The sequence below is a fragment of the Pseudomonas sp. 9.2(2024) genome (assembly GCF_039695385.1).
Classification (GTDB): domain Bacteria; phylum Pseudomonadota; class Gammaproteobacteria; order Pseudomonadales; family Pseudomonadaceae; genus Aquipseudomonas; species Aquipseudomonas paraglycinae.
In genome coordinates this window covers 4,100,520-4,118,952 of record NZ_CP155585.1, presented here as the reverse complement: position 1 = coordinate 4,118,952, position 18,433 = coordinate 4,100,520, and the positions used below count along the sequence as shown (strand labels likewise).

The 18,433-nt window shown below is 59.7% G+C and carries 24 protein-coding genes; 11 read left to right on the top strand and 13 right to left on the bottom strand.

Going from position 1 to position 18,433, the window contains the following annotated elements:
- Positions 1-59: 59 nt before the first annotated feature.
- Both ABFB52_RS18445 and ABFB52_RS18440 read left to right on the top strand, forming a co-directional pair.
- Positions 60-395: a hypothetical protein gene (locus ABFB52_RS18445; protein ID WP_039767351.1), complete on the top strand. Its 336-nt coding sequence runs from the start codon at positions 60-62 to the stop codon at positions 393-395.
- A 104-nt stretch (positions 396-499) separates the two neighbouring features.
- On the top strand, positions 500-1,807 hold the full coding sequence (locus ABFB52_RS18440) for a PD-(D/E)XK nuclease family protein (protein WP_085746011.1): 1,308 nt from the start codon (positions 500-502) through the stop codon (positions 1,805-1,807).
- Between the two features lie 85 nt (positions 1,808-1,892).
- Here ABFB52_RS18440 and ABFB52_RS18435 read toward each other — a convergent pair whose 3' ends face one another.
- The 5 genes from ABFB52_RS18435 to ABFB52_RS18415 form a co-directional block, all read right to left on the bottom strand.
- Complete coding sequence (locus ABFB52_RS18435) at positions 1,893-2,294, bottom strand: hypothetical protein (protein ID WP_129972729.1); 402 nt, start codon at positions 2,292-2,294, stop codon at positions 1,893-1,895.
- A gap of 115 nt (positions 2,295-2,409) precedes the next feature.
- On the bottom strand, positions 2,410-2,727 hold the full coding sequence (locus ABFB52_RS18430) for a hypothetical protein (RefSeq protein ID WP_129972730.1): 318 nt from the start codon (positions 2,725-2,727) through the stop codon (positions 2,410-2,412).
- An 89-nt stretch (positions 2,728-2,816) separates the two neighbouring features.
- A complete protein-coding gene (locus ABFB52_RS18425) occupies positions 2,817-3,218 on the bottom strand; it encodes a hypothetical protein (RefSeq protein ID WP_085746014.1) in 402 nt (133 codons plus the stop codon).
- 113 nt (positions 3,219-3,331) lie between these two features.
- Positions 3,332-3,733, bottom strand: a complete 402-nt coding sequence (locus ABFB52_RS18420) for a hypothetical protein (RefSeq protein ID WP_346836089.1) — start codon at positions 3,731-3,733, stop codon at positions 3,332-3,334.
- A gap of 125 nt (positions 3,734-3,858) precedes the next feature.
- Entirely contained in the window at positions 3,859-4,425 is a 567-nt protein-coding gene (locus ABFB52_RS18415; RefSeq protein ID WP_085746016.1) for a chorismate mutase, read from the bottom strand.
- A gap of 147 nt (positions 4,426-4,572) precedes the next feature.
- Between ABFB52_RS18415 and ABFB52_RS18410 the strand changes: the two genes are divergently transcribed.
- Both ABFB52_RS18410 and ABFB52_RS18405 read left to right on the top strand, forming a co-directional pair.
- Positions 4,573-5,928: an MATE family efflux transporter gene (locus tag ABFB52_RS18410; RefSeq protein ID WP_085746017.1), complete on the top strand. Its 1,356-nt coding sequence runs from the start codon at positions 4,573-4,575 to the stop codon at positions 5,926-5,928.
- A 91-nt stretch (positions 5,929-6,019) separates the two neighbouring features.
- Positions 6,020-6,577, top strand: a complete 558-nt coding sequence (locus tag ABFB52_RS18405) for a YceI family protein (RefSeq protein ID WP_085746018.1) — start codon at positions 6,020-6,022, stop codon at positions 6,575-6,577.
- Between the two features lie 6 nt (positions 6,578-6,583).
- Here the strand turns inward: ABFB52_RS18405 and ABFB52_RS18400 are convergent, their stop codons facing one another.
- The gene (locus ABFB52_RS18400; protein WP_085746019.1) at positions 6,584-6,811 is read right to left on the bottom strand and encodes a YXWGXW repeat-containing protein; all 228 of its coding nucleotides are present in this window, start codon (positions 6,809-6,811) and stop codon (positions 6,584-6,586) included.
- 183 nt (positions 6,812-6,994) lie between these two features.
- Between ABFB52_RS18400 and ABFB52_RS18395 the strand changes: the two genes are divergently transcribed.
- The gene (locus tag ABFB52_RS18395; protein WP_085746020.1) at positions 6,995-7,681 is read left to right on the top strand and encodes a GNAT family N-acetyltransferase; all 687 of its coding nucleotides are present in this window, start codon (positions 6,995-6,997) and stop codon (positions 7,679-7,681) included.
- 71 nt (positions 7,682-7,752) lie between these two features.
- Here the strand turns inward: ABFB52_RS18395 and ABFB52_RS18390 are convergent, their stop codons facing one another.
- On the bottom strand, positions 7,753-8,193 hold the full coding sequence (locus ABFB52_RS18390; protein WP_011334899.1) for a hotdog fold domain-containing protein: 441 nt from the start codon (positions 8,191-8,193) through the stop codon (positions 7,753-7,755).
- A 156-nt stretch (positions 8,194-8,349) separates the two neighbouring features.
- On the opposite strand from ABFB52_RS18390, the gene ABFB52_RS18385 reads away from it, so the two are divergent.
- A complete protein-coding gene (locus ABFB52_RS18385) occupies positions 8,350-8,976 on the top strand; it encodes a TetR/AcrR family transcriptional regulator (RefSeq protein ID WP_085746022.1) in 627 nt (208 codons plus the stop codon).
- A gap of 193 nt (positions 8,977-9,169) precedes the next feature.
- On the opposite strand, the gene ABFB52_RS18380 is transcribed toward ABFB52_RS18385, so the two are convergent.
- Positions 9,170-9,802 (bottom strand): TetR/AcrR family transcriptional regulator, encoded by a 633-nt coding sequence (locus tag ABFB52_RS18380; protein WP_129974114.1) that lies wholly within the window; start codon positions 9,800-9,802, stop codon positions 9,170-9,172.
- Between the two features lie 114 nt (positions 9,803-9,916).
- Between ABFB52_RS18380 and ABFB52_RS18375 the strand changes: the two genes are divergently transcribed.
- Positions 9,917-10,501 carry an NAD(P)H-dependent oxidoreductase gene (locus ABFB52_RS18375; RefSeq protein ID WP_102687805.1) on the top strand — a complete coding sequence of 195 codons (585 nt, stop codon included), beginning with the start codon at positions 9,917-9,919 and terminating at the stop codon, positions 10,499-10,501.
- 3 nt (positions 10,502-10,504) lie between these two features.
- Here the strand turns inward: ABFB52_RS18375 and ABFB52_RS18370 are convergent, their stop codons facing one another.
- Together ABFB52_RS18370 and ABFB52_RS18365 are read right to left on the bottom strand one after the other, a co-directional pair.
- Positions 10,505-11,623, bottom strand: coding sequence for a P1 family peptidase (locus tag ABFB52_RS18370; RefSeq protein WP_129974115.1), 1,119 nt, complete (start codon positions 11,621-11,623; stop codon positions 10,505-10,507).
- Positions 11,624-11,661: 38 nt separating this feature from the next.
- Positions 11,662-12,765, bottom strand: coding sequence for a polyamine ABC transporter substrate-binding protein (locus ABFB52_RS18365; protein ID WP_129974116.1), 1,104 nt, complete (start codon positions 12,763-12,765; stop codon positions 11,662-11,664).
- A gap of 112 nt (positions 12,766-12,877) precedes the next feature.
- Between ABFB52_RS18365 and ABFB52_RS18360 the strand changes: the two genes are divergently transcribed.
- On the top strand, positions 12,878-13,651 hold the full coding sequence (locus tag ABFB52_RS18360; protein ID WP_129974117.1) for a helix-turn-helix transcriptional regulator: 774 nt from the start codon (positions 12,878-12,880) through the stop codon (positions 13,649-13,651).
- Between the two features lie 5 nt (positions 13,652-13,656).
- Here ABFB52_RS18360 and ABFB52_RS18355 read toward each other — a convergent pair whose 3' ends face one another.
- Positions 13,657-14,598, bottom strand: a complete 942-nt coding sequence (locus ABFB52_RS18355) for a class I SAM-dependent methyltransferase (RefSeq protein ID WP_129974118.1) — start codon at positions 14,596-14,598, stop codon at positions 13,657-13,659.
- A gap of 188 nt (positions 14,599-14,786) precedes the next feature.
- Between ABFB52_RS18355 and ABFB52_RS18350 the strand changes: the two genes are divergently transcribed.
- Positions 14,787-15,200, top strand: a complete 414-nt coding sequence (locus tag ABFB52_RS18350; RefSeq protein WP_085746029.1) for a response regulator — start codon at positions 14,787-14,789, stop codon at positions 15,198-15,200.
- 63 nt (positions 15,201-15,263) lie between these two features.
- Positions 15,264-15,932 (top strand): HAD family hydrolase, encoded by a 669-nt coding sequence (locus ABFB52_RS18345; protein WP_129974119.1) that lies wholly within the window; start codon positions 15,264-15,266, stop codon positions 15,930-15,932.
- On the opposite strand, the gene ABFB52_RS18340 is transcribed toward ABFB52_RS18345, so the two are convergent.
- The gene (locus tag ABFB52_RS18340; RefSeq protein WP_085654273.1) at positions 15,926-16,585 is read right to left on the bottom strand and encodes an isoprenylcysteine carboxylmethyltransferase family protein; all 660 of its coding nucleotides are present in this window, start codon (positions 16,583-16,585) and stop codon (positions 15,926-15,928) included. The genes ABFB52_RS18345 and ABFB52_RS18340 overlap by 7 nt on opposite strands.
- A gap of 132 nt (positions 16,586-16,717) precedes the next feature.
- Here ABFB52_RS18340 and ABFB52_RS18335 point away from each other — a divergent pair, with 132 nt between their 5' ends.
- The gene (locus ABFB52_RS18335) at positions 16,718-17,635 is read left to right on the top strand and encodes a pyridoxal-phosphate dependent enzyme (protein WP_129974120.1); all 918 of its coding nucleotides are present in this window, start codon (positions 16,718-16,720) and stop codon (positions 17,633-17,635) included.
- 418 nt (positions 17,636-18,053) lie between these two features.
- On the opposite strand, the gene ABFB52_RS18330 is transcribed toward ABFB52_RS18335, so the two are convergent.
- The gene (locus ABFB52_RS18330; RefSeq protein ID WP_129974121.1) at positions 18,054-18,425 is read right to left on the bottom strand and encodes an endonuclease domain-containing protein; all 372 of its coding nucleotides are present in this window, start codon (positions 18,423-18,425) and stop codon (positions 18,054-18,056) included.
- Positions 18,426-18,433 lie beyond the last annotated feature (8 nt).

Genomic DNA, 18,433 nt, shown 5'->3' with positions numbered 1-18,433 from the left:
CGGTAAAGTGTGCGCCGCCCGAGAGACGGATCCCGGGCGTTTTCCCATGGAGTCTCGCAGTGAAATACCTCAGCAAAGTAGTCGCCGCCGCACTGTTCGGTGTGGTTCTGGCAGGTTGCACCGGCACCCCGATGAACACCAGACATTACGACAGCAGCCAATACACCGTGATTGGCCACAGCGAAGCCACTGCCACCGGCCTGATGCTGTTCGGCGTGATCCCGATCCGGCAGAACAGCCGTTTCGTCCGTGCGCAAGAGGCCGCCATCCAGGCCAAGGGCGGCGATGCCATGATCAACACTCAGATTCAGGAAAACTGGTTCTGGGCATGGGTCCTGAGCGGCTACACCACCAAGGTCTCCGGTGACGTGGTCAAACTGAAAACCGTGCAATAAGCACCGGTTGGACGTGAAAAAGCCCGGCTGATCAGGCCGGGCTTTTTGTGAGCGTTACGATGTGAACACGCTCTTGTCATGAGAAAAAAGGGAATAGGGCAGGTATGGAAGCGCAAGAGTTATATTCTTTTTTACGTGATCCTCGGTTGCTCAAGTTAATTGAGTTGAACAAGATTACCGACGATATGTTTGAAGTTTTGAAGCTGTATGAAAATCAGAACTCCCGAATGTTGGAGTGGTGCATGACTCCGAATGAGGGGCATTCGCAGGGTGATGCGGTGATTAAAGATTTTCTTGAAGCTGCTCATGCCGCCAGTGATGATTGCATTCGGGATAATAAGAAGTTCTTTGCAAAGTGGACGCCCGGAAAGATACGCACAACCAGTTTTGGTGCTGCTTTTTTAACTCGTGAACTTCATATAAAGACGAACGGTGGGGCCGATAGTGGCAGGCTTGACCTGTTTCTTTTGGATCCGCTAAATAAGATATTGATAACCATTGAAAATAAAGTTAAATCTTCTTTGACCTCGGTACAGCTTGATAAATACGTGCAGGCTGTGAAGGGGGAGTTAGGAAAAAATAAAACATTTGCTGGCTATGATTTTGCTTTCGTCGTGTTGGATAAAGATCTGGATGCATATTCTGAAGCACACTTGGCTAGTCTAGGCAATCGGTGGGCACTCTTAGATTATCAATGGCTGGAAGCTTCTGCCAATAGGGCTAGGTTTCAGGTGGATCGGGGAAATGCATCGGCGCAGTTGTTGGCATCTTATTGTCAAAGTGTAACGAAGTGGGAAAGCCCGGTAAATACGGAGATTTCGGAACTGTCTTCAGATATTGTATTGGCTCATCCTAGTGTTATCGGTGCATTAAGGGAGTTGAAAGGACATTCCATTACACGTTGGGTAGCAAATTCCTTAGATGGAGTGCTTGGTGAACTAATCTTGTTTCGTGCGCAAAATAGAACGGTTTGTGAACGATTACTCAATATTCGTGGCGTAGCCAGTATGCTGCCAAGCATCATCAAAGCTATCCCTTCGCTGACGCCGGATTGTATCGAAGAGGGTAGTTACTGGATTTGTCTTATGCCGCCAAAATTTCAGTCGGTAATGAGCGGTGGAAGCTGGGCGGTTTTTCTTGAACTCTACCGCGTGACAAAAGCTTCTACAAAGTCTGCGCCGGTATTTAATGTGCGTTTGGTCTGGCGTCGGAGCGAGTTTGATAGTTCAAAATGTAGTGAGTTGGAACTGCGAACAATCTTTGATAAGGATTTTCCTGGTTTGAAGAAGTTTGCTTCTTCAGACACACGGAGAGTTTTGATTGCTAAGCATGTATCCTCTGTTGAGTCGATAAAGCACCTCGTGAGGTCGATAGAGATTTTAGAGAAGGGTATTGATCAATATCGTATGTGAGTCATAGGCACAGCCGTTGTAGCGAAACATAAAGCCCGGCTGATCAGGCCGGGCTTTATGTTTGTACAGCGGTGGAACACTTGACTCATGCGACGCGGCGTCCGATCAGGCGATCCGCACCACCTTCTGTCACACGGCGTTCTTGCAGACGATCCGAACCACCTTCAGCCACACGGCGTTCGATCAGACGATCAGCGCCACCTTCGGCAACGCGGCGTTCGATCAGACGATCAGCGCCACCTTCAGCCACGCGACGTTCGATCAAACGATCAGCGCCACCTTCAGCCACGCGACGTTCGATCAAACGATCAGCACCACCTTCAGCCACACGACGTTCGATTAAACGATCCGAACCACCCTCGGCCAAACGACTTTCAATCAACCGATCCGAACCGCCTTCGGCGATCATGGTGTGGGCGGGTTTGGCTGCAAAAGCGTTGACTGCAAGAACCGAGAAAGCGATGCCGAGAAGGATTTGGCGTTTCATGATCGTGTGCTCCAGGGGTGTTGTTTGTTTGGTATGGAGCCGATGTTACGCCGCGGATTTTTTATGAGAACTTCATTGAACTGATGGTGACTATCGACGCCAGCAATGAATGCCGTTATCGCGGCATGTGTTTGATTTCATTGGCCAGCTCGTAGGCTTGCTCACGGAGTTCGGCAAATTTTACATTCAGTTCGCCATAGCCGCGCTTCCAGGCAAATGCACCGTTGATGCTGGTTTGTCCGAGCACGACATCATTGAAGGACCCCATCCCGCCATAGGCCGAGAGCAGCCACGTGATTCCGGAATAATCGGAGTCCAGCAATCGTGCGCGAGCTTTTCGCATCCACGCGCTCCAGTGCGCTTCTCCGTCGCTTTCCAAAACACTGATTAGCTCATTCAGTACCTTGATCAGCGTTTCGGTTTTCGGGCCCATGTTCAATGAGTGCTCCTTTTGATGAGGCGTAGATACTCAACCAGTGACGGCTTCAAGACTCCGAAGAGTGAGCGTTGCGCAAAGAGCGATCAAACAAGCTGACGCTTCACGTCCAACGCGATCGAGGCAAAGCCTTTACCTTTGCCCGGATTAGATGTCGAAGTATTTTGCATCGATGAGACGTCCTCCCAGCGATCCACGGACTCAATGTGTTCATGGGAGGCGTCCGTATCGATTTCAAATGCGATGAAACATTCGTTTTGATCCAGCAAAAGTCCGAACAGGCGAGGCATGCCGGGAAAGTCGATTTCCAGTTCCAGCACGATGGACGAAGACCAATCGATGCCTTGGGATTCTCCGTACCGAGTCAAGGCGACAGGCACACCCCGTTTGCGCCATTCACTGACGCAAAGCATCAAACGATGCGCAACGACTGCGTTTTGCTCCTGCACGTTGAGCTGTTTTTTCTTCAGTAGTCGTTCAATGTCCATGGGAAACCTGAAATTCGCAGCGTCGGACTGGGAGCTTACCCAGCAAACGCAAAAAACGCGCGCAAAGAAAAGCCCGGCTGATCAGGCCGGGCTTTTCTATATGCGCAGCTTACTTATGCAACACGACGTTCGATCAAACGATCAGCGCCACCTTCAGCCACACGGCGTTCGATCAAACGATCAGCGCCACCTTCAGCCACACGGCGTTCGATCAAACGATCAGCGCCACCTTCAGCCACACGGCGTTCGATCAGACGATCCGAACCACCTTCAGCCACACGGCGTTCGATCAGACGATCCGAACCACCTTCAGCCACGCGACGTTCGATCAGACGATCAGCGCCACCTTCAGCAACACGGCGTTCGATCAAACGATCCGAACCACCCTCGGCCAAGCGACTTTCAATCAACCGATCCGAACCGCCTTCGGCGATCATGGTGTGGGCGGGTTTGGCTGCAAAAGCGTTGACTGCAAGAACCGAGAAAGCGATGCCGAGAAGGATTTGGCGTTTCATGATCGTGTGCTCCGGGGTGTTGTTTGTTTGGTATGGAGCCGATGTTACGCCGCGGATTTTTTTAGAGAACTTCATTGAGTCGATGGTGACTATCGACGCCAGCAATGAATGCCAGGACCCTTGTTCTAGGGCACCAGCGGCCGAATGCACAGCTCTCCGGTGGCGCGGGTCAGGGCCAGATCATGCAGCGCATCACGGGTCAGGCCGGTACGCGCCTTGGCCAGCCACGCCGGGCAGTTCGGATCGTGACGGTAGGGTGTGAAGTCGGCGTATTGCTGCAGCAGACGGGTTTGCAACTCGTCCAGACGCGGGCGAATCTGCTTGCCCAGATCCGGTCGCGGCGTGTCCGGCGCGGCACCGGCCGCTTGCCATTGTGCGAGCAAACCGTACTGCACCAGTTTGTTGGCCTCCATCTGCGCGGCAATCAATTGCGCGACGTCTTCCGGATCGAGCTTGCGTTCGGCAGCCAGCTTGCGGGCGTTGTCGATCACCTGCGCCTCACGGGGACTGTCCTGGATCGGCTTGCCGCTGTCCCATTTGGTCAGGGCGACGAGGTCGCCGATGTTCAGGCGTTCGTTCAGGGTGTTCACCAATCCTTGCACCACTTCGGGCGAGCGCGCGGGGCCAGCGTGGACGCTCGTCGCCAGAGCGGTCAATAAGGTGCAACTCAGCAGAAACGGGGAACGGCGCATGGGAGGGATTCACTTCCTGTCGTGATGGAGAGGCTTTGCAGATTGGTCGGGGTGCAGATTACGAAGTTTTAATGCAAACGGGTACGACCTGAACCGCATTGCATACCTTAGACTCTGTCATCAGCTCCCACCCGAGACGGACCCTCAATGCAAACCCCCGCTCAATCCCCCCTCTGGAAAACCTACCTGCTGTTCCTGGCCCCGATGGTGCTGTCGAACTTCCTGCAATCGATGTCGGGCACGGTCAACAGCATCTACATCGGCCAGATGCTCGGCACGCAGGCGCTGGCGGCGGTGTCCGGGATGTTTCCGATCATCTTTTTCTTCATTGCGCTGGTCATCGGTCTGGGCGCCGGGGCAGGGGTGCTGATCGGTCAGGCGTGGGGGGCGCGTGAGTCGCATATGGTCAAGGCGATTGCCGGTGCGACGTTGTTGCTGGGGGTGTTGATCGGGCTGGTGGCGGCGGTGCTGGGCAGTGTGTTTGCGCGTGAGGCATTGCAGGGTTTGGGCACGCCGGCGGATGTGCTGGATGATGCGGTGGCCTATGCCCGGGTGATGATGTGGACCTTGCCGGTTGTGCTGGTGTACGTGTTGTTCACCCAGTTGTTGCGCGGGGTGAGTGACACGCTGTCGCCGATGCTGGCGCTGTTGCTGTCGACCGTGGTCGGGCTCGCGCTGACCCCGGCGTTCATTCGCGGCTGGTTCGGCTTGCCGCAACTGGGGATTCAAAGCGCGGCGTTCGCCGGTCTGGCCGGTACGCTGGCGGCGATGGCGTGGCTGTCATGGAGCCTGATCCGCAAGGGCCATCCGCTGGCGCCGGATCGCGAGTTCTTCGCGGCGCTGCGACTGGACGGCGCGATTCTCGGCAAGGTGTTGCGCATCGGTCTGCCGACCGGGGTGCAGATGATCGTGCTGTCGCTGTCGGAGCTGGTGATTCTGGCGCTGGTCAACCAGCACGGCTCGCAGGCGACGGCGGCCTATGGCGCGGTGACGCAGATCGTCAACTACGTGCAGTTTCCGGCGCTGTCGATTGCGATCACCGCGTCGATCCTCGGCGCTCAGGCGATCGGTGCCGGACGGCTGGAGCGGATGGGGCCGATCCTGCGCACCGGGTTGTGGATCAATGTGTGCCTGACGGGTGGTTTGATCCTGGCGGGTTACCTGTTGTCGCACTGGTTGCTCGGGCTGTTCCTGACCGAAGACTCGACCCGGGAGATGGCCGAGCATCTGTTGCACATCATGTTGTGGAGCCTGTTGATCTTCGGTTTCCAGGCGATCATCGGCGGCATCATGCGCGCCAGCGGTACGGTGCTGGTGCCGGTGGGCGTGGCGATCATCTGTGTGCTCGGCGTGCAGTTGCCGGCGGCCTACTGGCTGGACGGGCAGTTCGGTTTGCAGGGCGTGTGGATGGCGTTCCCGATCGCGTATCTGGGGATGCTGGTGTTGCAGACGCTGTATTACACACGGGTCTGGAAGCATCAGAAGATCGAGCGGCTGGTGTGACGAAGCGTTTAGGGTCGACATTGGCGGGGCTGGCGCAAGTGACGGATGTTTGCTTAAGTCATTCGAGCCCCATCGGGCACCGGAGCATTGCATGTCGATTCGATTGTTGTTGGCGGCCGCGTCTTGCCTGACCTTCATCCCTGCTGCGAATGCGGTGGAGTACACCCGGGTCAACACCACCGCCAGCCAGATCAGTTTCACTTACAGCCAGATGGGCTCGCAGATGTACGGCACCTTCGGCAAGTTCGACGCGATGCTGGATTTCGACAGCGACAACCTGGCCAGCGCCCGCACCACGCTGCACATCGACCTGACCAGCATCGACGCCGGCAGTGAAGATGCCAACACCGAGTTAGTGAAACCGGCGTGGTTCGACACCAATAAATTCCCGGTGGCGGTGTTCGAATCGACCCGCTTCAGCCCGGCCGGCGACAACCGTTATCTGGTCGACGGCCACCTCACCCTCAAAGGCATCACCCGTGAGGTGCAGGTGCCGGTGCAACTCAAACCCGACAGCAGCATCGGCATTTTCGACGGCGAACTGGTACTCAAGCGCGACGAGTTCGGCCTTGGCGCGGGGGAGTGGGCGGACACCGTGGTGTCCAAGGACATCGACATCAAGTTCAAGGTCGTTGCCCCCGCGCAGTGAAGGGCCTCAATACGCCCGCCAATGTCCCGGCATCCAGCGCCATTGGTTGCCGGCCCAGCGGTAATGCCCGGCGACCCAGTGATAACCCGGCGCAGGCATGACCGGAACCACTTCGACGATCGGTGGTGGCCGATGCGGGCGAACCGGTTCGACGACACAGCCCGACAGGGTGATCGCCACCAGCGCGGCAGCGAGCAAGCATTTCATTGTTTTCGCGCAACGCAGAACGTTCATGGCAGCTCCTCAAGGCGTGCGTCGGAAAATGAACGCAGCTGAAAAATTGGACGCCAAATCGGCGAAAGATCCGTTCTCGGGCAGATGAAATTTTTGTCAGGCTTGCACAGGGTATGATGTCGCGGTTCGCCGGTCGCTCAACCTACCCGGCAACTTGTGTTTTACCGCCGGAGTTCCCCCGCCATGCCCCGCATCACCCACTACAAATCCCCATGCCCCGAAGGCGTCAACAGTCAGATCCTGCAGATGGTGGTCGACAACCTGACCGACATCAGTGCCATCGGCCTCGGCCCGAGCAACCTGTTGTACAACGTCTATCAGTACGCGGTCGGCTACGAGGTGCATCTGTATCTGGAGGCGTTGAACGGCGAGAAGGGCACTGAGGTGGAACTGCTGGTGGCCACCGATGACGATGATCCGGAGCAGGTGATCGGCTTCCTGTTGTACCTGCCGGTGCAGGGTGATTGGGAGGCGTGCAACGTGGCCTATCTGGCAGTGCGCGAGGGGCATCGACGTCAGGGCGTAGCCCGTTCGCTGATCGCGGACATGGTGGCGCGTTACCCCCATGCCGAGCTGACCTGCAGCGTCGGCAAGGTGCCGTATTTCGAGGCGCTGGGCTTTGAAGTGCTGGGCCAACTGGAGACGCAGGTGCTGATGAGCACCCGGCACTATCGCAGCAACGGGCTGCGCGGTTTTATCGACACGACGCCGATCTACCGTTCGCTGGAAGTGCAGCAGATCCACACCTACTTGCTGCAAAAGCACGGCAAGCGGGCAATGCTCGATGCCGAGAAACAGCGCGACCGGCATCTGGATCAGGTCACTCGCCGCACCGAAGAATTTGTTCGTCAGCGTCTGACCGTTCACTGATCCCTTCCCTTTGAAACGACGAAAGCCCTTGTTGCGATCAGCGCAGCAAGGGCTTTTTTGTGCCGGTGATTTCAGGACAGTTTCACGTTCATGGTGATCCGCGCCGTGAACACTTTCTTGCCTTCGGCGTCGTGGACATCCACCGGCACGATCTTGTCGCCTTCGGTCTGCCAGTCCAGTCCTTCGCCGTTGGCCACGGCGGTCACGTCGGTCTTGGCCTTGGCCAGGTATTCGACGGTCATGCCTTTTGGAATCCAGCGCGCGCCGGCGGGAATCGACACGTCGGTCATCATCCCGGCCGCCAATTCGGCAGCGTTGCACAGGGCGATTGCGTGCACGGTACCGAGGTGGTTGGTGATCTCGCGGCGAAACGGCACTTGCACCTGCGCCGAACCTGCCCGCAACTCGGTCACCAGCGGATTGATGGTGCTGAAGTACGGCGCGACCTGGCAGGCCATTTGGCTGAATGCCTGGGAACCGACGCTGTTGAACATGCTGAGAAACTGACTCATGGATGAAGCCTCGCAGTAAATGGATTTACAGAATCATGTTCCGTTACAGAATATTGTTCTGTAACGGAACGGTATTCTGTCCGCGGGAAATCTGTCAACCTGTGCGTGTTTCGATCATCGGCACGGATGTGCCCTTTACCCGGATTTTCAAGGCTCATGGACACCGCAGATCTACTCGAACGCAGCTACCCCGGCCGCCGCGCCGAACTCAAGCGCGACATCTTTCGCAAGGCCCTGCGCCTCTTCAACGAGCAGGGCATCGAGGCCACTACCATCGAAATGATCCGTGCCGAGTGCGACACCAGTGTCGGGGCGATCTACCACCATTTCGGCAACAAGGAAGGGCTGGTGGCCGCGCTGTTCTTCACCGCGCTGGAGGATCAGGCGCGCCTGCGCGACGCCTATCTGGCTGACGCGACGACCACCGAAGAGGGCGTGCAGGCGTTGGTCTACAGCTATGTGGATTGGGTCGAGAACCAACCGGAATGGGCGCGGTTCCAGTATCACGCGCGTTATGCCGTGACCCGGGGGCCGCACAAGGATGAACTGGCCGAGCGCAACAAGACCCGCAATCTGGGCCTGCGTACCTGGCTGGCCGAGTCCGGGCGCGTGGCTGAGCTCAATGAATGCCCGGCGGAACTGCTGCCATCGCTGATCGTCGGTCAGGCCGACAGCTATTGCCGCGCGTGGTTGTCCGGGCGAGTGCAGGGCAGTCCGAAGGCTTATCGCGAATTGCTGGCCCAGGCCACGTGGCGTTCGATCCGCCGCGAACCCGAACGCTGATTTTCAGAGACAAAAAAAGAGCCTCAAGACTCTTTGATGGGGAGGAAGTAGAGCCCGCGAGGCTCAAGATGCGCATGAAGCCAGGTGCGGGCTTGATTGGGGTTCAGAGCACCCGCACCTACGCAACGGCTTGGCGGACCAAGCGACTGCGTAGTTCCATCGTAGGAAGGTGGGCTGATGCGCTCAAGTACCGTCAGTCACCTGCCTGGGTAGCGCGTGCGGCGGCTCTTTCGACCATCGCAATGATGGTTGCCAACAGCTCGTCACGGGCCTGTTCGGCGCTGATTTCGTCGGTGGCGGCTGCTTGCGACAGGGCTTCGGCGGCACCGAGCATGGCGCGTAATCCTGCCTGAGCGATCTCTGCTCCGTCAGCGAAAGGCGAGAGCACGCTGCGGCACTTCTCCAGAAAGATCGCCTCGTATTCGCGCTTGATCCTCTCCAGTTCCGGCGTGCTTGCCAAGGCGGCAATCACTCCCGGAATCTCGTTGCCCTGGGTCAGCACGCAATCGACATACGCCGTCGCAATCACTGTCGCAGTGCCGCTCAAGGTCGCTTCGGCATTGGCCAGCGCCGCGTCCATCAGCGCCGTCTGGCGCCGGTCGAAATCCTGATACAGCGCCGCGAGCAGACCGGCGCGGGTGGTGAAATGGTCGTAGACCACCGGTTTGGTCACGCCGGCCTTTTCCGCCAGATAGCCGAGGGTCAGGGCATCGGTGCCTTCTTCGCGAATCAGTTGCCAAGCCATGTCGAGCAACTGGCGCTGGCGGTCTTCCCGTGACAGGCGTCGACGGGGTTGTGCGGGTTCTGGGATTTCAGTGGTTGACATCGCTTATATACCAAACGTAACTTACTGAAGATAACTTACTAGTAGTAGATTACCAATCGTAGCTTTTCGCAAGGGTAAGCCCTTGGTCAGCAATCACCAACCGGAGATTTCCCCATGCACGCATTGATTGTTGTCGATCACGATGATCCACGTTCGCTGACCCACGCGTTGGCGCAGCAGATTGCCAAAGGCCTGTCGGAAAGCGATCCCTCCAACACCTTCGAAATCGCCGACCTGCACGCCGAAGAATTTGATCCGCGCTTTGGCGTGGCCGACTGGGCGGTGCATCACCGCGAATCCGCGCCACCGCAAGACGTACTGGACGAGCAGGCGCGCATCGACCGAGCCGATGCGCTGGTGCTGGTTTATCCGGTGTTCTGGTGGTCGATGCCGGCGCTGCTCAAGGGCTGGATCGACCGGGTGTTCAGCAATGGCTGGGCGTACGATTTCGACGGCGACAAGACGCTGAAAAAACTTGGACGATTGCGCGTACACCTGGTCGGACTCGGCGGAGCGGATGTGCGCACTTACGAGCGCCACGGCTACGGCGCGGCGATGAAGACGCAGATCGATCACGGGATTTTCGATTACTGCGGGGCGACGGTGGCGGGCTCGGCATTGTTGCTGGAGTCCGAGTCGAGCGATCCGGCGATGCAGTTGCAGGCGGCGCGCGAACTCGGACTTGGGTTGTTCCGCTGAATGTCAGCGAGCGCCCGGCCAGCCGGCTTTTTCGAGAGCTGCGAGCAGGGTCCCGGCATCCAGCCCCGGCACCGAATGCCCGTTGCCTTCGGTGCTGTCGCTGGCCAGCAGGGCGTTGATGATCGCCTCTTCAACCGCCTCGGTCGCCGCCAGGAACAACTCGCTGATGTGATCGTTGTTCACCATCTGCAAGCCGTCGCAAGTCGACGCGCCTTTGCCTTCGTAAGCGGCGGGCGGGATATGACCGTTGCCGGTGGCGAAGGCGATGAAGATGTCGCCGCTATGATCCTCATTGCCACCGCCAGTACGCGCCAGACCGAGGCTCGCCCGTTGCGCCAGTCGCGTGCATTGATGCGGTAACAGCGGTGCATCGGTGGCGAGGGCCACTACGATCGAGCCCATGCCCGGATGTGGCAACGAAGCGCGCAGGAACGGCGAATCCACCTGTTCCATATATCGCCCGACCGGGTAGCCATCGACCCGCAATTCGCTGCGAATCCCGTGGTTGGCCTGGACGATGGCACCCACTGTCCAGCCACCCTGAGCCTTGCTCAAGCGGCGTGATGCGGTGCCGATCCCGCCCTTGAATTCATGACAGATCATGCCGCTGCCACCGCCCACCGCGCCTTCCTGCACCGGGCCGTCAACGGCATTGCTCATCGCTTCGGCCACATGCTTGGGCTTCACATGAAAGCCGTTGATGTCGTTGAGCAAGCCATCGAAGGTTTCCAGCACCACCGGCATGTTCCAGTAGAGCCGACCGTCGTCCGGTTGCTGCGCGCGATCCAGTTCGATCAAGGCATCGCGCACCACGCCGAGGCTGTGAGTGTTGGTGAAGGCGATCGGACTGGTCAGCAGGCCGGCTTCGCGAATCCACTCCAGTCCTGTGGCGTCACCGTTGCCGTTGAGTACGTGGACGCCGGCGAAACACGGTTGTGCGTTGGTCGAACCGGCGCGTGGTTCGATCAGGGTGACGCCGCTGCAAATGTCACGACCGCTGGCAGTGCGGCCGCGTACGTTGCTATGGCCGATTCGTACGCCGGGTACGTCGGTGATGGCGTTGAGCGGGCCGGGTTGCATTTGACCGATGCGGATATGGAGATCGCGGGCACGTGGTTTCATTGATGTTCTCTCTGTTGAAGGCAGTGATTCGAGGGCTTTTATTGACCGTTCTTGACCTTGCTCCACACCCGCGTACGCACCCGTTCGGTGGCTTTGGGCAAGGGTTCGAGGGTGTACAACGTGGCCATCGCCGTGGCTGACGGGTACACCGCAGGATTGTCGCGGGTGGCCTGGGCAACCAGCGCCGTGGCGGCGCGATTGCCGTTGGGGTAGGACAGGTGATCGCTGACCGGCGCAATCACATCGGGCCGCAGCAGGTAGTCGATGAACGCGAGACCCTGAGCCGGATGCGGTGCGTCCTTGAGCAAGACCAGTGTGTCGAACCACACCGGCGCACCTTCCTTCGGCAGGCTGTACTGAATCTTCACGCCGTTGCCGGCCTGCTCGGCGGTGGTCCTGGCTTCGAGCATCGCGCCGGACCAGCCGACCGCCACGCAGATGTTGCCGTTGGACAGATCACTGATGAATTTCGAGGAGTTGAAGTAGGCAATGTGCGGGCGCAGTTTCAGCAGCAGCGCTTCGGCTTTCTGATAGTCCTCGGCGTTGGTGCTGTTCGGCGGCAGGCCGAGATAATGCAGCGCGACCGGGAGCATTTCCGACGGCGAATCGAGCATCGCCACACCGCATTCGCCGAGCTTGGCCAGGTTCTCTTCCTTGAACACCAGGTCCCACGAATCCACCGGGGCCTTGTCGCCCAGCATGGCGCGCACCTTGTCGACGTTGTAGCCGATGCCGTTGGTGCCCCACAGATAAGGTACGGCGTACTGGTTGCCGGGGTCGTTATTGGCCAGTTTGTTCAGCAGGTCGTTGTCGAGGTTCTTCCAGCCGGGCAGTTGGTCGCGGGGCAGCGGGGCGAGGGCGCCGGCCTTGATCAGGGTCGGCAGGCTGAAATTGCTCGCCACCACCACGTCGTAGCCGCTGCGGCTGGTCATCAGTTTGCCTTCCAGGACTTCGGCGCTGTCGAAGGTGTCGTAGACCGGTTCGATACCGCTGTCACGCTTGAAATCATGCAGGGTGTTCGGGCCGATGTAGTCGTACCAGTTATAGACATGCACGCTCGGCGCATCGGCTGCCTGCGCACTCAGCGCCGCGGACAAAATGCCCATCAGACCCAGGTTGATATACCCACGATGACCACGCATGATGCGGCACTCCTGGCCTGTTGGCAGGCCGGTGATGAACAGGAGTGGTCAGCCTATCGGGCGGGCCGCGCCGCACCCATTCCCATCATGGGTTACTCAAAAGGGGTAGAGCGTGGACGCGTTGCTGCAGGAATTGCCGGTGCACCAGAGCCTGGCGCGGGTGTTCGCCACGGTCGGTCAGGACGGTTTCTGGCGGGCGCTGGTCGATACGCTGCGGTTGCTGGTGCCGTTGGACAATGCGCTGGTGGCGGTGATGCAGACGGGGCGCCCGCCGCAATTGCTGATCGACTTCGACAGCCAGGGTCGCGCCGACGAGCAGGAAGAACTGGCCGGTTACTGTGCCGGCATGTACCTGCTCGATCCGTTCTATCAGGCCGCCTGCGCCGGGATCGCCGATGGTTTGCACAGCCTCGCGTCGGTTGCGCCGGACCAGTTTCTGCACAGCGAGTACTACCAGAGTTACTTCCGCTCGGTGGTCGGCGCAGATGAGCTGCAATTTCTGGTCAACCTCGACGACGGCGTGCTCGGATTGTCGATGGGCCGTTCGACGGCGTTCAGTTTGCAGGAGCAGGGGCGCCTGCTCTGCGTGCGGGATTGGGTGCTGTCAGCGATGCGTCGGCATGTGCAGTTGATGCCGCCGCAAGGTGCGGCGGTCGAGGCGCCGGTCGGCGATATTGCGGCGCTGCTCGACCGCTTCGACGCCCGTCTGACCGCGCGCGAGATCGATACGGCGCGTCTGATTCTCCAGGGCTTTTCCAGCAAGGCCATCGCCCAGCACATGAACATTTCGCCGGAGACCGTGAAGGTGCACCGGCGCAATCTCTATCACAAGCTCAACGTCACCGGGCATGGCGAGTTGTTTGCGCTGGTGTTGCGGCCGCGCTGAGCGGGTCAGCCGATCTGCTTGAACAGCAGCGCCTTCAGACCGCTTTCCGGGTCGATATCCGGAAACTCCGGCGGATTTTCCAGCCGCTGCTCGAAGCGCAGGCTCGGCGCTTCCTGGGTCACGCCGTCGATCAGGAAGTCGGAGCCGAACGAAGGGTCGTTCATGCACGCCAGCACGCTGCCTTGGGCAGTCAGCAATTCCGGCAGACGACGCAGCACGCGCTGGTAATCCTTGGTCAGCAGAAAACTGCCTTTCTGAAACGACGGCGGGTCGATGATCACCAGATCATAAGGGCCGCTGTTGATCACCTTGCCCCAGGACTTGAACAGGTCGTGGCCGAGGAAACTCACCTTGCTCAGGTCATGCCCGTTCAGCCGGTGATTGTCGCGGCCCCGGCTCAGCGCGGCGCGGGACATGTCGAGGTTGACCACATGGCTGGCGCCGCCCTCGATGGCCGCCACCGAAAAGCCGCAGGTGTAGGCGAACAGGTTCAGTACCCGTTTGCCCGCCGCCTGTTCGCGCACCCAGTTGCGGCCGTAGCGCATGTCGAGGAACAGCCCGGTGTTCTGCTTGCGGCCCAGATCCACCCGATATTTCAGCCCGCCCTCGACGATGGTCATTTCGTCGATCTCTTCACCCAATACCCATTCGGCGGTGCTCTGCGGCAGGTAACGGTGCTGGATCAACAAAGTGTGGGCGCCGGACTGCTGCCATGGCTCCGAACCGGTGATTTCCAGCAGCAGGCGCTTGAGGTCGTCCAGCTGCGAAGCCTCGGGCTCCTTGAACAGCGACACCAGCACGACGCCTTGCAGCCAGTCCACGGTGACTTGCTCCAGCCCCAGCCAGCAACGCCCGCGCCCATGGAACAGGCGCCGGGTTTCGGCGGGTGCCGACGTCAGCGCGGTGAGCAGGTGGGCGTGGAGAACGGCGAGGGCTTGAGGGTTCATCAATCAGGATCGGCCAGCAAAAGGGCGCGCATTTTAACCGCAATTACGCGGCGGCGACTGCCCGTTGACCCAGTGTTATCGAAAAGACCTGTATCAAAAATGAATTTCTGTAGAAGGTGCTGCTCATACCTGATAAGCAGCGGATTCAAGCCGCTAAATCGTTCATGCAATTCAGGGAGTGCCAGTTCATGTGTCCAATTTCGACGTCGAGCGCGCACCTTCCTGGCGGATTGATTCTGGTAGTCGAGGACGATCCGTTGATTCTGGAGTTTCTGTGCGAAATTCTTCAGGAGGAAGGTTTCAAGGTCGAACCGCAGACCAGTGCCGATGCGGCTTCGCAATACCTGGAAGAGCACGCGCCGGAAGTCGCGCTGCTGCTCACCGACATCACCATGCCCGGCACCCTCAACGGGGCGGACCTGGCCAATCTGGTCGGCGAGCGCTGGCCGGACAAACCGGTGATGGTCATGTCCGGTTATGAAACGCCGGAAACCTCGGGCGTGAAGCATCCGGTGGCGTTCATCAAGAAGCCGTGGGCCATCGGCCAGTTGCTCGACTGTGTTGACGGTGCGTTCAAATCCAAGGCGCCGCGTCTGCACTGAAGCGTCCCGCAAGTGCTACATTGCCGGGCATCGTTGCCCGGCCCCTTGCGAGGAAGTGATCTTTTGTCTTCTCACGATGCTGTTTTCAACCGCGCGTTCGGCGCGTTCCTGTTCGACATGGACGGCACCGTCCTCAACTCCATCGCCGCCGCCGAGCGGATCTGGTCCGCCTGGGCCGTGCGCCACGGGGTGAACGTCGAAACGTTCCTGCCGACCATCCACGGCGTGCGCGCCATCGACACCATCACGCGTTTGAACCTGCCGGGCGTGGACGCCGAAGCGCAAGCGGCGTTCATCACCGAGGCGGAAATCGAAGACGTCGAAGGCATCGTCGAGATCCCCGGCGCGGCAGCGTTTCTCAAATCGTTGCCGGCGGATCGCTGGGCCATGGTGACCTCGGCGCCACGGGATCTGGCATTGCGGCGGATGGCGGCGGCGGGTATTCCGGAGCCTGCGGTGATGATCACCGCTGAAGACGTGACCGCCGGCAAACCGGATCCGGCCGGTTATCGACTGGCCGCCAAACGCTTGGGCCTGGAACCGGCGGACTGCCTGATTTTCGAAGACGCCACTGTCGGCATTCAGGCCGCTGAAGCCGCCGGTGCGCCGTTGATGATCATCACCACGACTCACCAGCATCCTCTGGAAACCGTACACGCGACCATCACCAGTTACCGCGACATTGCGCTGAGCATCGACAGCGACGGCCAGTTGCGCCTGCAACGTCAATAAACTCCGGGCACCAAGCGCCAGCTGCGGGCGCAATAGGCGTCGTATTCGGCACCGAACTGCGTGCGCAGCAGGGCCTCTTCGGAGTGGATGCGGGCGATCAGCGGGATCAGCGTCAGCGCCGCGAGCAACAGGCCGACCACCGAGCGAAACGCCAGCGCCCAACCGATCGCATTGATCACCAGCCCCAGATAACTGGGGTTGCGCAGATGCCGGTAGATGCCTTCGGTGACCAACCGGTGCCCCGGCTGAATCGCCACCAGCCCGCTGAACCGATGGCCGAGCACAAACACCGGCCACAAGCGCAATCCACCCCCAACGATAAACAGCAACGCGCCCAGCCAACGGGTACCTTCGCGGCCGATGGTCCAGAAACCGATGCGGTCGCAGTAAGCCGGCAGAAAGGCACTGACCAGTCCGATCACGGCAAACGCCGGAATCACCCAGCGATTGGCCCGGTCCTCGCGTTCGCCGGTACTCAGGTTCACTTCCGTAAAGAGCGAAGCCACCACCATGGCCAGCGTGGCCAGTGCCACCACGACCAGAGCGCCGTGAGAAAAGAACACCGCCACGCCACCGATGCCCCACATCGCCAGGCCCAGATAGGCGAGGGTGGCGAGCACTGCGACCACGGTCATTTGCGCAGACATTTTCATAAGCACCTCACGGCTGTTCCGTTCAGTGTAGATCCCGGCACGATCCCCGGCGTTTAGCTGGTGGCAGGGGCGTGGACTAAACTTCAGGCAGAGACGTTCCGATCATCCGAGCCGCCGCTTCGCGAGTCCGCCATGCTGCACATCCGCACGCCGCTGATCCTCCATCCGACCCTGTCGACCGCTTCCCGGCGCATCTGGCTGAAGCTGGAAAACCTGCAACCGTGCGGCTCGTTCAAGCTGCGCGGGATGGGCTTGTTGTGCAGTCAGGCAGCGGCGCAGGGCAAGCGCAAGGTCGTGTGTCCGTCCGGCGGCAATGCCGGACTGGCCACGGCGGTGGCCGCCGTCAGCCTGGGCCTGCAAGCCTGCATCGTGGTGCCGCACACCACACCGGAAGCGACCCGCGCGCGTATTCGCCGCACCGGCGCGGAGGTTATCGTCCACGGCAAAGTCTGGGACGAGGCCAACCAGCGAGCGCGGGAACTGGCCAGCGCGGCAGACACCGAATACGTGCCGGCCTTCGACCACCCGGTACTGTGGGAAGGGCACAGCACGATGGTCGACGAAATCCTCGACGACTGCCCGCAGGTCGATACTGTGGTCACGTCGGTCGGCGGCGGTGGTTTGCTGGCGGGAATTCTCACCGGGCTGCTACGGCATGATCGCCGAGACTGCCGCATCATCACCTGCGAAACTACAGGCGCTGCCTCGTTCGCCGCCGCCGTCCAGGCTGGCCATCCGGTGCGTCTGAGCCGTATCGACAGCGTCGCCACCTCCCTCGGCGCCGCCCAGGTGGCGGCTTGGCCGGTAGAGCATATCGGCGAGTTCGATCATGAGTGTCTGGTGCTGTCAGATGACGACGCGATCATGGGCGTGGTGCGTTATGCCAGTGATCTGCGGCAGTTGGTGGAGCCGGCGTGCGGGGTTTCGCTGGCGGTGGCGTATCTCGACCATCCGACGCTGGCGGGGGCGCATGATGTGGTGGTCATTGTTTGTGGCGGGGTGAGTATCAGTGCGCAGCTGGTGGCGGGGTGGGCGCGGTTGGGATCTTGAATGCTCATGGATTCCGTGTCGACCGCTGGCCCTCACCCCAGCCCTCTCCCGGAGGGAGAGGGGGCCGACCGAGGTGTCTTGAGAGGTACATCGACCTGATGCACCGAGTCGATTATGGATTCCAAGCATTGGCCTGAGACACAGATTCGATTATGGGTTCCGGGACTGTCGTGCATTCTGCGTCGACCGTTGGCCCTCACCCCAGCCCTCTCCCCGGGGGAGAGGGAGCCGACCGAGGTGTCTTAAGAGGTACATCGACCTGAAAAACCGAGTCCATTATGGATTCCAAGCATCGACCTGAAAAACCGAGTCGATTATGGATTCACCGCAGATTTTTCAGGTCGATGTATTCCGACAATATCCCCCGATCGGCTCCCTCTCCCTCCGGGAGAGGGCTGGGGTGAGGGCGCTTTTCGGATCAGGATCGCGCTCTCAAAACCTCCGCAACCCGCACAATCTGCTCCAGCACATCCCCCATCTGCCGAATCACCTCCAGATTGCTGAACCGCACCACCTCAATCCCCAGCCGCTGAAGATAAACCGTACGCCGCCGGTCATGAATTTCTCCCGCCTCCTCAAAATGCTGCCCCCCATCCAGCTCCACCGCCAGCTTCAATTCCACACAATAGAAATCCAGCACAAACGGCGGAACCGGCGCCTGCCGGCGAAATTTCAGCCCCGCCACCTGCCGCGCCCGCAGCTTCTGCCAGAGCAGTTGTTCGCAATCCGTCTGGGAGGTGCGCAAGTGGCGGGCAAACTGGCGTTGTTCGAAAGTAGGGCGATTTTGCATGCTTCACG